The 12,317-nt window shown below is 68.2% G+C and carries 10 protein-coding genes; 4 read left to right on the forward strand and 6 right to left on the reverse strand.

Annotated elements, in window-relative coordinates; all coding sequences use genetic code 11:
* Positions 1-71: 71 nt before the first annotated feature.
* Positions 72-1,022 carry an alpha/beta fold hydrolase gene (locus tag TX79_RS05420; protein WP_049926213.1) on the forward strand — a complete coding sequence of 317 codons (951 nt, stop codon included), beginning with the start codon at positions 72-74 and terminating at the stop codon, positions 1,020-1,022.
* A gap of 96 nt (positions 1,023-1,118) precedes the next feature.
* Positions 1,119-2,429, forward strand: coding sequence for an MFS transporter (locus TX79_RS05425; protein WP_081655493.1), 1,311 nt, complete (start codon positions 1,119-1,121; stop codon positions 2,427-2,429).
* Here TX79_RS05425 and TX79_RS05430 read toward each other — a convergent pair.
* Positions 2,426-2,818, reverse strand: a complete 393-nt coding sequence (locus TX79_RS05430) for a Zn-ribbon domain-containing OB-fold protein (protein ID WP_049926214.1) — start codon at positions 2,816-2,818, stop codon at positions 2,426-2,428. The genes TX79_RS05425 and TX79_RS05430 overlap by 4 nt on opposite strands.
* Entirely contained in the window at positions 2,815-3,987 is a 1,173-nt protein-coding gene (locus TX79_RS05435) for a thiolase C-terminal domain-containing protein (RefSeq protein ID WP_049926215.1), read from the reverse strand. The genes TX79_RS05430 and TX79_RS05435 overlap by 4 nt, the downstream gene beginning before the upstream one ends.
* 138 nt (positions 3,988-4,125) lie before the next feature.
* Here TX79_RS05435 and TX79_RS05440 point away from each other — a divergent pair, with 138 nt between their 5' ends.
* Complete coding sequence (locus tag TX79_RS05440; protein ID WP_049926217.1) at positions 4,126-5,193, forward strand: M42 family metallopeptidase; 1,068 nt, start codon at positions 4,126-4,128, stop codon at positions 5,191-5,193.
* A gap of 68 nt (positions 5,194-5,261) precedes the next feature.
* Here the strand turns inward: TX79_RS05440 and TX79_RS05445 are convergent, their stop codons facing one another.
* The gene (locus TX79_RS05445) at positions 5,262-7,448 is read right to left on the reverse strand and encodes a PQQ-dependent sugar dehydrogenase (protein WP_049926219.1); all 2,187 of its coding nucleotides are present in this window, start codon (positions 7,446-7,448) and stop codon (positions 5,262-5,264) included.
* Between the two features lie 350 nt (positions 7,449-7,798).
* Positions 7,799-9,136, reverse strand: a complete 1,338-nt coding sequence (trkA, locus tag TX79_RS05450) for a Trk system potassium transporter TrkA (protein WP_049926221.1) — start codon at positions 9,134-9,136, stop codon at positions 7,799-7,801.
* Positions 9,137-9,276: 140 nt separating this feature from the next.
* Between trkA and TX79_RS05455 the strand changes: the two genes are divergently transcribed.
* Positions 9,277-10,443, forward strand: a complete 1,167-nt coding sequence (locus TX79_RS05455; RefSeq protein WP_154660461.1) for a hypothetical protein — start codon at positions 9,277-9,279, stop codon at positions 10,441-10,443.
* Positions 10,444-10,465: 22 nt separating this feature from the next.
* Here the strand turns inward: TX79_RS05455 and TX79_RS05460 are convergent, their stop codons facing one another.
* Together TX79_RS05460 and TX79_RS05465 are read right to left on the reverse strand one after the other, a co-directional pair.
* On the reverse strand, positions 10,466-10,987 hold the full coding sequence (locus tag TX79_RS05460; RefSeq protein WP_049926225.1) for an SRPBCC family protein: 522 nt from the start codon (positions 10,985-10,987) through the stop codon (positions 10,466-10,468).
* A gap of 43 nt (positions 10,988-11,030) precedes the next feature.
* Complete coding sequence (locus TX79_RS05465; RefSeq protein WP_049926227.1) at positions 11,031-12,230, reverse strand: M48 family metalloprotease; 1,200 nt, start codon at positions 12,228-12,230, stop codon at positions 11,031-11,033.
* Positions 12,231-12,317 lie beyond the last annotated feature (87 nt).

Below are 12,317 nucleotides of genomic sequence, written 5' to 3' on the forward strand. Positions count from 1 at the left end.
CGTCGGAGCCGTCACCACAGGCGATGCGAGCCATCCGCAGGTTCAAGGCCGGTGACGTCCTACGGAGTGATATGAAAGCCCGAAGAGCCCTCGGCGTGGCGGTCGGTGCCGTCGGTGCCGCCGTCGTCGGCAACCGCCTCCTGAAATCGCGTGCAGGCGACCTCGAAAACCCGCTTCCGGGCGTCGAACGGAGCTACCGCTGGCGCGGGATCGAGACGCGCTACACCGTCGCCGGCGATCCGAACGATCCCGACGTGCTGTTGCTCCACGGGATCTACGCCGGGGCGAGCAGCCACGAGTTCGAACCCGTACTCGAACAGCTGGCCGAGCAGTACCACGTCTACGCCGTCGATCTACCCGGGTTCGGGCGATCCGAACGACCCCCGCTGGTCTACTCGCCGTCGCTGTACGCCGAGTTCGTTCGCGACTTCGGGGACGACGTCGCGGACTCGCCGATCGTGATCGCCTCATCGCTGACCGGAGCGTTCGCCGTCGACGCCGCTGACGACGCCGATTTCGAGCACCTCGTGTTGATCTGTCCGACCGACGAGACGGCCACCGAGCGGCCGTGGCTTCGCACGCTGCTTCGCACGCCTCTCCTCGGGACGACGCTGTTCAACCTGCTGGCGAGCAAGCCCTCGATCCGGTACTTCTACGATCGGGACGGCTACTACGACAGCGACAACGTCGATCCCGGGGCCGTCGAGTACGCCTGGCAGAGCGCCCACCAGCCCGGCGCTCGCTACGCGCCCGCCTCCTTCGCGGCCGGCACGCTCGATCCCGACTTCGACCTCGCGACCGAACTCGCCGCCCTCGAGACGCCGACGACGCTCGTGTGGGGCCGCGACGCCGAACTCGTCCCCCTGCGCGAGGGGCGGGACCTCGCCGAAGCCGCAGACCGTGACCTGGTCGTCATCGACTACGCCACGCAGTTGCCCCACGCCGAACACCCCACCGAGTTCGTCGAGTACGTCACCGCCGAACTGCTGGCCGCCGATCCGGACGCCGACCTCGAGGAGTAAGCGGTCGATCGCCGTCCGGATCGGCCGTAACCGGCAGGACTCGCTCGTTCTACAGGGGCTTTACTCGAGCGACGTTTCCGCCGGAGTACCGAAGAGATGAGTCGCCTGGATTCGATTCGCACCGAGATCGGTGCCCTGTGGGCCGGCGGCGCGGGCAAATCGCTGCTCGCGATCGCGCTGGCCTGGGGGTTGTTGAACGGGACGCGGATGATCTATCCCGTCCTGTTGCCGTACTTCAGCGAGACGTTCGACCTGACGCTGGCGACCGCGGGCCTGCTGGTGACGATCATCTGGCTCTGTTACGCCATCGGCCAGGTACCGGGCGGGATTCTCGCGGATCGCCACGGCGAGCGGACGATCCTGACCGCGAGCGTCTCGTTCGTCTGCGTCGGACTGGTTGCCGTCCTCCTCTCGCCGTCGGCGGTCGTCCTGTTCGCCGCGACCGGGCTGGTCGGACTCGGACTCTCGCAGTATCCCATCGCCCGGATGACGGCCCTCTCGGACCTCTACCCCGACCGGATCGGCAGCGCGCTCGGGGTCACGATGGCCTCGGGCGACGTCGGCCAGACGCTCCTCCCGCCGATCGCGAGCGTACTCGCGGTAAGCGTCGCCTGGCAACTCGGCCTCGCGTTCGTCCTCCCGCTGTTGGCCGTCTCGGCCGCGGTCATCTGGCTCACGCTACCGGGATCGGACGCGAGCGACGACGAAACCGACACTCCAGCCGACGTAGCCGAGACCGGCGACGCGAGCCGTGGTACGGACGCGGACGACGCCGGCACCGCCGACCGACCGGTCGAACGCGACGGCGGAGCCGACTCGAGCGAGTCGGTTCGCTCCGTCCTCGGGAAGATCGCGCGGCCGACGCTGCTGTTCACCGGCTTCGTCATGTTCGCCTTCATCTTCGTCTGGCAGACGTTCTCGGCGTTCTACCCGACGTACCTGATAAACGAAAAGGAGTTTTCGGAGACGGTTGCAGGCGTCCTGTTCGGACTCTTCTTCGCCATCGGCGTCTTCGTCAAGCCCGTCGCGGGAGTGGCCTACGATCGGATCGGAATCCGCGGCTCGTTGCCACTCGCCCTCTCCGGGGCCGTCGTCGGCTTCGCTCTCCTGCCGTTCGTCGAGGGCCTCTGGCCGATCGTCGGCGTTACCGTCGTCACGAGCACGATGCTCGGCTCCGGCGCGATCACGCAGTCGTATCTCACCGAGACGATCCCGGAGGAGATCCAGGGGACCGGCCTCGGGGCCATCCGCTCGAGCGCCGCCGCACTCGGCGCGACCGGGCCGGTCCTGTTCGGCTGGGTCGCGGAACGGGGCTACTTCGACGAGGGATATCTCGTCATGGCGGGCTTCGTCGGGGTCGTCACCGTCCTCACGCCGTTCATGCCGACCGACTCCCGAACGGACTAGCGGTCGACGGGCTCGAGTCCGAGCACCCGCTCGCCGGTCGTCTCAGAGACCGTCACCGCGAGTTCGACCTCGAGGCCGGTCTCGACGGCGTCGGGGTCGACGCCGACGACCTGCCCGGTGAGCCGGACGCCGCCGAACCGGGCGATCGCGGTCGCGTACGGGGCGTCCTCCTCGAAGGCCGGCGTCGGGACGTGCGTCACGGTAACCGTCTCGATCGTACCGGCGTCGGGGAGCGGCGTCTCGGCGAGGTCGGTCGCGCCACAGTCGGGGCAGACGCGCCGCGGCGGCAGGGAGCCGTGGCTCTCGGGGCACTCGAGGTAGTAGGCCTCGCCGTCCGCTGCGGCGTCGAGCCACTCGTCGAACCCTTCGTCCTGGACGTCGTCACTCATGGGCTCCCCACCTCCTCGAGGACGTGAACGGTCGCACTCGCGACGGTCCCACCCGCGTTGTGGGCGACGCCGGTCGTCGCGTCGTCGACGAACTCGCTGTTGGGGTGGTCCCCGGCGAGCAGTTTCGTAACTTCGGCGACCTGGGAAGCGCCGGTCGCGCCGACGGGGTGGCCCTTCGCCTTCAGGCCGCCCGAGAGGTTGATCGGCGTCTCGCCGTCGGCCGTCGTTCGGCCCTCGCGTGCGGCCGAGATGCCCTCACCCACCGGCTCGAGGTCCAGTGCCTCGATGGCGAGCACCTCCGCGATGGTGAAACAGTCGTGGACCTCGGCGAGGTCGACGGCGGCGGCGTCGACGCCGGCATCCGCGTAGGCCTCCGCGCCGGCCTCGCGGGCGGCGGGCGAGCGCGCGAGGTGCTCGCGGTCGTGCAGGGCGAGGCGGTCGCCGCCCTGGCCGGTGCCCGTGATCGCGACGGGAGCGTCGAGGTCGTGTTCCGCCGCGTACGCCTCGCTGGTGAGGACGACGGCAGCGGCACCGTCCGAGAGCGGACAGGAGTCGTACAGCCCGAGCGGTTCGGAGACAGGCGGTGCCTCGAGCACGTCCGCGACGTCGATGGCACTCTGGTACTGGGCCTTGTCGTTGCTCAGCGCGTTCTCGTGGTTCTTGACCGCGATGTGGGCGAGGTCCTCGTGTTCGCCGCCGAACTCGTCGAAGTAGGCCTGGGCCATCAGCGCGTACGCCCCGGGGAAGGTCATGCCGGCGCGGACCTCCCAGAGGTCGTCGGCCGCGATGGCCAGCGCTTCCGTCGCGCCCGCCGTCCCGAGATTGGTCATCCGTTCCGCGCCGCCGACGAGGACCACGTCGGCCGCACCGCTCCGGATGCGATAGACGGCATCCCGGATCGCCACCCCGCTCGAGGCACAGGCGGCCTCGTAACGGGTCGCCGGCGCTTGGACGCCCGCGGCCTCGGCCATCAGCGGTCCCTGGTGGCCCTGGTGTTCGGCGAGTTCACCCATGAAGTTGCCGTAGAAGACGGCCTCAACGTCCTCGCGCGGGACGCCGCTGTCTTCGAAGGCCGCGACGCTCGCTTCGGCGAAGAGGTCGCGACCCGTCCGTTCGGGGGCGTTACCGAACGGAGTCAACCCTGTTCCTGCGACGCGTACGTCACTCATACACACCCTCTAACGGATCGTCCCGTTAATACCCCGCGGTTACTATCGCCACAGTTCATCAGCCGTGAGGACCAGCGAGGGTTCACACGCTCCGCCGCGAACCGCGCGTTTAAGAGCGCCGGACCGACACATCCGTGCATGGCATCGACATCCGTCGATTTCGATCTGCTGACGGAACTGACCGAGACGAGCGCCGTTCCGGGCTACGAGGACCGAATCCGGGACCTCGTCGTCGAGGAACTCGAGGAGAGCGTCGACCGCGTCCGGACCGACGCGATGGGGAACGTCGTCGGTACGCTCGAGGGGGACTCGGACTACTCGGTCGCGGTCGCGGCGCACATGGACGAAGTCGGCTTTATGGTGAAACACGTCGCGGGCGAGGACCACGAGTTCGGCTTCGTCGAACTCGAGCCGCTCGGCGGGTGGGACCCGCGCGTGCTGAAGGCCCAGCGGGTGACGATCCACACGGACGACGAGGACGTCCCGGGCGTCATCGGGTCGCCGCCGCCGCACACCCTCGACGAGGAGGAGCGCGAGAAGACGCCCACCGTCTCCGACGCGGTGGTCGACGTCGGCCTCCCCGCCGATGAGGCGACCGAGCGGATCTCGCCCGGCGACCTCGTCACGATGGACCAGACCACCGAACGCGTCGGCGAGACGATCACCGGCAAGGCGCTGGACGATCGGGTCTGTCTGTTCGCGATGCTCGAGGCCGCCCGCCGCCTCGAAGAACCCGACGTGACGATCCACTTCTGTGCGACCGTTCAGGAAGAGGTCGGGTTGCGGGGCGCTCGCGCGCTCGGCGTCGACGTCGATCCCGACCTCGCCGTCGCGCTGGACGTCACCGTCGCCAACGACGTGCCCGGCTTCGACGACGGCGAGCACGTCACCAGACTCGGTGAGGGGACCGCGATCAAACTCAAGGACGGCAGCGTCATCACGAGCCCGAAGGTCCACAGACGCCTGCAATCGGTCGCCGACGACGAGGGAATCGACAGCCAGCTCGAGATCCTCCCCGCGGGCGGGACTGATACGGCGGGCTTCCAGAACGTCGCGGGCGCGAAACCCGTCGGTGCGATTTCGATCCCGACGCGCTATCTCCACACCGTCACCGAGACGGCCCACGTCGACGACGTCGCGGCGACGATCGACCTGCTCGAGGCGTTCCTCGAGACCGAAACCGGCGAGCACGACTACACGCTGTAGGGCATTACGCTACAGGGTGGCCCACTGAGGGACGCCGCTCGACGACCGATCGACGACAGGCGTCGACGTTAGTCGTCGTCCTCCTCGTCGGCGACGTGATTCTCCGGCTCGTCGGGGGCGACGTCGTCTTCCGACTCGTTCGCGACGTCGTTCTCAGGCTCGTCCGGAGCGACGTCGTCCTCCCCGTCGGCGACGTCGTTTTCGGGTTCGTCCGGTGCGACGTCGTCGTCCTCGTCCTCGATATCCTCGGGTTCGTCCTCGGCTTCGATCTCGGGCGGCTCGAGGTCGACGCCCTCGCCCTCGGGGACGAGTCGGAAGACGACGCCGGTGTCGCCCTCGGGGACTCCAAGCTGGTTCGCGAGGACGTACACCTCGCCGTCGGCGTCGCGGCCGAACTGGCGGACGAAGTGATGGAGGTTGCCGTCCTCGCTGCCGTCGAAGCGCAGTTCCGCCATGTCCCACAGATCCTCGGGAGGTCGTCCGCCGAACTCGCCGCGTTCCTCCGACTGCAGGGGGACGTCCTCCGGTTGGGCGACGAAGACGCGACCGCGGGGCTGGACGCGGCCCTGGTCGTCCGTCCAGTCGCCGAAGACGTACTGCCCCTCGAGTGCCGGGATCGTATCCGCCTCGTAGGTGTGGCCGCCGGTGATGACGATGCCGACCGGCTGGCCCTCGTAGGCCTGCGGATACTCGACGACGGGGTCGATCAGCGGCTCGCCGCCGCGGACGTCGGCGGGCGTCTCGAGCGGACAGTCGTCCGGCGGCGTCGCCGGCGTGTCGGTGCTGAAACAGTGCGATCCCTCGCGGACGTTCCAGCCGTAGTTGCCCCCACGCTGGATCTCGTAGGCCGGTTCGTGCAACACCTGACCGGGATCGGCGAGGATCAGCCGGCCCTCCTCGCTGAACGTGATGCCGAAGGGGTTGCGCAGCCCCCAGGCGTAGTACTCCGCGAGCCCCTCGCCCTCGAGCTCCTGACCCTCGGCGAAGGGGTTGTCCTCGGGAATCGCGTAGCCGTCGCCCGCCGCCGGGTCCGGCACGTCGGCCGCCTCGAGGTCGAGGTGGACGAGCGAACCGCGTGCGGGGTGGTGGGTCGGTTCGGCGTCGACGTCGATCCTGAGGAGGCCGCCCAGCAGGTTCTCGGTGGTGTTCTGGCCGTTGCCGCCCTCGTTCCCGTCGTACCAGTCCTCGACGTGGCCGGGGTTGTTGTCGTCGCCCCCGCCGCCGTCGCCCATCGGCACGTAGAGGTAGCCGTCCGGCCCGAACGCGATCGGCCCGGCGTTGTGGTTGTACTGGGGTTTGTAGAACTCGATAATCCGGCGCTCGCTGTCGGGATCGGGCGTCCCGTCCTCGCCGATCCGGAACTCCGAGATGCGCTGGACGTGCGACCAGCCGTCGGGCATCGCCTCGACCGGCGGCGCGCTGTAGTTGACGAAGAAACGATCGTCCTCCTCGGGGTGGAACTCGAGGCCGACGAGGCCGCGCTCGTCGTAGTCCTGGTCCGGATCGGCGTACTCGTCACCGTAGAACTCCTCGGCGACCGGCACGAGTCGATCCTCGAGGTCGAACCACGGCTCCTCGAGGCGGCCGTCGTCGTCGATCGCGTAGATCTCCCCCGTCTGGTCGGCGACGAACTGGTACTCCCACCCCGGCGGGTCGTGGAAGTCGGTCGGGCCGATCATCCCCTCGGCGACCGGCTCGACGCCGACGGTCGGCCCCTCCGGGAAGTACCGTGCGGGCTCGTCCGCCTCGACTTCCTCGACCTCCTCACGGTCGCCGACGGCGATCTCCCCCCGCATCGTTTGCGGGTGGGGCGCACAGTAATACTCGGCCATCTCGGGCGTAGCCTCGAACGCGACGGTCTGGGTCTCGCCTTCCTCTCCCAGGAGGTCCGTCTCGAGCAGGTGCTCGCCCTCCTCGTCGATGATCACGAAGTTGTGCTGGACGCCGTCGAGGTTCTCCCAGACCACCTCGTACTCCTCGCCGGCGGCGAGTTCGAGCGTCGGGTTCCGGTCGTCGGCGATCGATTCGGGCGAGACGCCGACCCAGCCGGCGCTTTGCCCGCCGAGTTCGATCCGCTCGTCCTCGAACTGTGCCGCCCCGACGCCGGCGAATCCGACCGCGACGCCCGTCGCCGCCGCGGTCCGCAGGAACCGTCGTCGCGAGTGTGATCGGCGTCGATCGGCCGTCTCGAGCGTCGATCGTCGATCCGCGTCTCCGTCAGTGGCAGTCCGTTGCCGGTCGTGCTGATCGCTCATCGGACTCGGCCGACTACGGACATCGCCCCAATAGCTCGTCGACACCGTTACGCGGAAGTCCGGCGCTGACCGGTCCTCCCCCGAAGGTAGCTCGATATTACCGTCTCGGGTCAGAATCGGACGATCGCGACCGGGCAAACGGGACGGGTCCCGGGGGCGACGCGGGGGTCGACGGAGCACTCGAGTATCGCCGGATTACGTTCTCGCCGGTGGGAACAACGATCGACAGCCGGACGTTGTCTCCTCGTTGAACGGGCGTACACGTCACCGCCGGGCTACCGGCTCGAGAACGACGGGATAACGACGAGTTGTCACGGTCGCGCGGTAGCCCGACCCGATGGCGGGACCGCTCACAGCGTCGCCGTCACCTCGTCGAGTACCGCGGTGTCGACGAAGACGACGACGTGATCCCCCGCTTTCAGGACGGTCTCGCCGCGCGGAGTGATCAGCGACCCGTCGCGGGTCACTGCGCCGACGACGACCCCCTCTGGCAGTCGGGCCATGACGTCCTGGACGCGATTACCGTCGAAGAAACTGTCACTCTCGATCTCGATCTCGAGGACTTCCGCGCGGTCGTGCTCGAGCATGGCGACGTTCTCGGTACGGCGCTCGCGGGTGAACCGCGTGATCTCCTCGGCAGTCACCAGCCGCGGATTGACGGCGACGTCCATCCCGACGGTCTCGAACAGTTCGGCGTACTCGCTCGAGCCGACGACGCCGAGCGTGCGTTCGACGCCGATCCGCTTGGCGAGCAAGGAGACGAGCAGGTTGCGTTCGTTGCTCTCGAGGGCCGCAATCACGATGTCCGCCTCGCCGACGTGTTCGCGGACGAGGAAGTCGATGTCGGTGGCGTCGCTCTCGAGCACGAGCGATCCGGGCAGACGCTCGGCGAGGTCGCGGGCGCGGGCACGGTCGCGTTCGATCAGTCGGGGTTCGATCCCCGCCTCGCCGAACAGGCGGGCGGCCTGGTAACCGATCTCGCTGCCGCCGACGATGACGACCTCCTCGGCGTTCTCGAGCGTTGCCGTGGTCGACAGCGTGCCCGCGAACGCCCGGATGCTCTCGCCGGAACCGATGACCACGACCGCGTCTCCGGATTCGATCGTCGTCTCGCCGCGCGGGACGATCACGTCGTCCTCGCGGATGATCGCTGCGAAGGTCAGCGAGTCGTATCTGTCCGCCTCGGAGACGGTCTCGCCGGCGATCGGACTCTCCGCGTGGACGTCGAACTCCGCCATCCTGACGAGACCGCCCGCGAAACTGTCGACGTCTCGAGCGCCCGGGAGGCCCGCGATGGCGACGATCGTCCGCGCGGTCTCTAGGTCGGTACAGACCATGAAGTCGACGCCGAAGGCCTCCTCGGAGCGTTCCCACGTCCGGAGCAAGTCAGCTTTCTTCACCCGGGCGATGGTGAACGGGTCGCCGATCGCTTTCGCCGCCCCGCAGACGACGATGTTGGTCTCGTCGCCGTCCGTGCTGGCGATCACCAGATCCGCCGACGCGATACCGGCCTCCTCGAGCGTCTCGAGGGACGTCCCGTCGCCCTCGAGGGCCAGTACGTCGAGGGAGTAGGTGATCGACTCGATTCGGTCGCCGTCCCGGTCGACCACGACGACGTCGTGGTCGGGCGCGAGGCTCTCGGCGATGTTCGTCCCGACCTCGCCGGCCCCGACGATGATCACGCGCACGGACGCTCACCCCGAGGGCAATCCATGGCCGGCGGTTCACCCGCGACGAGTAAGTCGGTTTCCCCGGCACCACCCAGGGCACACACTCGACCGGACGGGGCCAGTAGGTTTACAATCGGAACACGTCTGTGCTCGTGAACGTGAATCGAAGACGCGTCTTGTTCGGCACCGTCGTCGTCGCGAGTAGCATCGCGGGGTGCCTCGATGAGGGGTCCGACGACGCTCCCGGGAGCGAGACCAGCCCTGACGGCGATACGGGCGGCCAAGCGACGTCCGAGAGCGAGGGCGGCGAGGGCGGCGAGACGAACGAGGTGGAATCGGACGTTCCCGAGCCGGCACGGGACGCGGGCGAAGGGATCATCGAAGCGGTCGCGAACGACGACCTCGAGACGGCCGCCTCGTACGGCCCCGTCGAGGTCGTCGAAGACGCCGATCGAGAGGGGCTACGATCCGCGTACGATCGGTTCAACCGACCGGAGGCGGTCCACGCGATCGCGTTCTCGTCGGGGGAGACCGAGGAGTCGCTCGCGGAGGAACTCGACGCCGAGGCCGCCATCTCCGCGGTCTATCGGCTCGAGTACGACGTCGAGTTCCAGACCCAGCAAGGGCGATACGAACGACCCGTGGAGGTGTACGCGATCGAAGTGGACGGCGAGTGGTCCACCTGGATCGAGCGCGACGGCTGGCGACTCCATACGCGACCGGACGCGACCGTCGACGTCAGCGGAGACGGGACGACGGCCGAAGTTGAACTTACCGACGCGAGCGAACGAACGGCGGCGTTCGTCCGCGGCGGCGACATCGCCGATCCGTCGGACTACCGACTCGACGAGCCCGGAGACGCGCTCGAGGTAGCCGCGAGCGAAGTCGGCAGCGGCTCGTTCGAGGTCGTCGCCTCGATCGAGGGACCGAACAGCGAGACCGCCGTCGTCCTCGAGACGTTCTCGATCGCCGACCCGAGCGGGTGGAGCGACGTACGCGAAATCGTCCTCGAAGGGGAGATCACCGGCTGGATCGGCGTCGAACCCGCGCCGGTCGAGGGCGTCGAGAATCCGACGCTCGTGCTCCGCGAGGGGATGGAGTACACGATCACCGTGGAGAATCGCGACGGGAACATCCACGTCCTCGAACTGCAGGACGAAGCCGGAGAACGCGTGGGAACCTACCGGACCGACGAGTTCGAAGACGCGGGCGAACGGCGAGAGATCACGGTTACGGCGACCGACGAACTGGCTCGCTACGTCTGTCTGCCCCACGAGACGATGCAACACGGCGAAATCGTCGTCGTCGACTCGTTCGACGGCTGAGCGCCGGACTCGAGCTGTCGAATTACGGGATTTCGTGAACGGTTAACTCGACGTCGCGGGGCTCGCCTTCGATGTCTTCGACCAGTCGCTGAACGACGCGCTCGGCTTCGTCTAACAGCCGCGGTCTGACCTTGTCGATCACCCAGTCGAGCGAGACGAACCGCGGGAGTGAGATGGCGTCCTTGTCCGCGGAGTGGGGATCGTACACCGCCTCGAAGTAGATTCGACTCGCCGTCTCCGCATCCGGCGGGGCGGACTCGGGTTCGGGTTCGACCCGCCACTCGCCGCGGGCGTCGACGTCCTTGATCAGTCGCCACTCGAGCGATTCGGGCGGCGAGATGTCGATCACTTTCGAGCGGGCGGTGTAGCTGAGTTTCCACCAGGCCAGCCGCAGATCGTAGACGGAGCCGACGCCGCCGTCGCCCTGGACGTCGACGTCCTTCAGGTGCTTCGCGTACTTCGGATAGTCGGTGAACGAACGGACGTACGGAAAGACCTCCTCCGGCGAGCGGTAGGCGACGGTGCTGAGGAGAATTCTGTCCACAGGGGTGCTTCGGGTCTGTCCAAAGTAAGATTTGTCATCCCTCTCACTGGCTCGCGGTTGAGCGATCCTCGTCGCCGCCCGCTGCGTCGACCCGCCTGACCGCCTCGATGCGATCTGCGACCGGCGGGTGGTGGGTCGCCAGACTGTAGAGCAGTCCCGCAGTGTGTCGCATGTCGTTGGCGTCCGCGAGCACCTCGAGCGCGGCGACGGTGGCGTCCTCGCCGGCGACGCGAGCCGCGTAGGCGTCGGCGCGTAACTCCTGCCAGTAGGCGAGTCCGCCCAGCAGGACGACGTGGTAGACGGCGTAGCCGACCATGAAGGGCACGAGGAAGCCGGCGAACCCGAACTGCGTCTCGAGCGCGTCGAGTCCGACGGTTTCGGCGACCGCGACGAAGCCGCCGAAGACGACCACCGTCAACAGCCCCCGCTGCCAGAGGTGGCGACCGGCGACGTGGCCGAACTCGTGGGCGAGGATCGCCCGCAGCTCGTCGTCGTCACAGGATTCGAGCAGGTAGTCGGTGAGGAAGACGTAGCGCAGTCCTGGAACCGTCCCCGCCACCAGGGCGTTGGCGGTCTTCGTCGACTCGCCCTCGAGCAGGTAGAGCCCGCGGGGTTCGTAGCCCAGGTCAGCACAGAGCCGTTCGACGCGCTCGCGGCGCTCGCCCTCGAGCGGCACCCGATCGTGGAAGAACGCGATCAGGTACGGGGAGAGGCCGAAGGTGAAGAAGACGACAGCGCCGAGACAGCCCAGTAGGACGGGCAACGACGAGCCGAAGACGGACGTGACCGCCACGAAGCCGCCGATCGCAACGGCGACGCCGACCGCGGTGACGGCCAGTCCCGCGAGGACGCCCTTGACGACCCGTATCGACGACGCCGAGGTGTCCCGCAACCGTCGCACCGTCGGGTACGTCCCCAGCGCCATCGAGAGCAGCGGCACCGCGACGACGCCGAAGGGGACGCCGACGATCACCACGAACTCGAGGACCCCCAGTCCGAAGACGGACGGGCCGACGGCGACGACGCCGAGCAGGTCGACCGTTCGCTCGAGCAGGCCGAGCCCCGCGAACGCGAGGATCGCGGCGAACGGCAGGACGAAGCCGCCGACCTGCTGTGCGCGATTGAGGCGATGGAGCCGCTCGGACACCGGCTCGTCCATCGCCTCGACCCGACGCGCGTAGAGCCGGAAACAGCAGAACGGGCCGATCGCGAGCGCGAGGAGGAGCGCGGCAGCCGCGAACATACGTCCCGGTATCACCGCGATACGGTATAGACGTGATGGTCGCAAGACACATACGTCGAGTGGTTCACCGGCGGCGATAGCGCGATC

Origin of the sequence: Halopiger goleimassiliensis (genome assembly GCF_000455345.1) — an archaeon.
GTDB classification, from domain to species: Archaea; Halobacteriota; Halobacteria; order Halobacteriales; family Natrialbaceae; genus Halopiger_A; species Halopiger_A goleimassiliensis.

Excerpts from the sequence above, each read along its gene's own strand:
- TX79_RS05420 (WP_049926213.1), top strand. The coding sequence starts at position 72 with ATGAAAGCCCGAAGAGCCCTCGGCGTGGCGGTCGGTGCCGTCGGTGCC.
- TX79_RS05425 (WP_081655493.1), top strand. The coding sequence starts at position 1,119 with ATGAGTCGCCTGGATTCGATTCGCACCGAGATCGGTGCCCTGTGGGCC.
- TX79_RS05430 (WP_049926214.1), bottom strand. The coding sequence starts at position 2,818 with ATGAGTGACGACGTCCAGGACGAAGGGTTCGACGAGTGGCTCGACGCC.
- TX79_RS05435 (WP_049926215.1), bottom strand. The coding sequence starts at position 3,987 with ATGAGTGACGTACGCGTCGCAGGAACAGGGTTGACTCCGTTCGGTAAC.
- TX79_RS05440 (WP_049926217.1), top strand. The coding sequence starts at position 4,126 with ATGGCATCGACATCCGTCGATTTCGATCTGCTGACGGAACTGACCGAG.
- TX79_RS05445 (WP_049926219.1), bottom strand. The coding sequence starts at position 7,448 with ATGAGCGATCAGCACGACCGGCAACGGACTGCCACTGACGGAGACGCG.
- TX79_RS05465 (WP_049926227.1), bottom strand. The coding sequence starts at position 12,230 with ATGTTCGCGGCTGCCGCGCTCCTCCTCGCGCTCGCGATCGGCCCGTTC.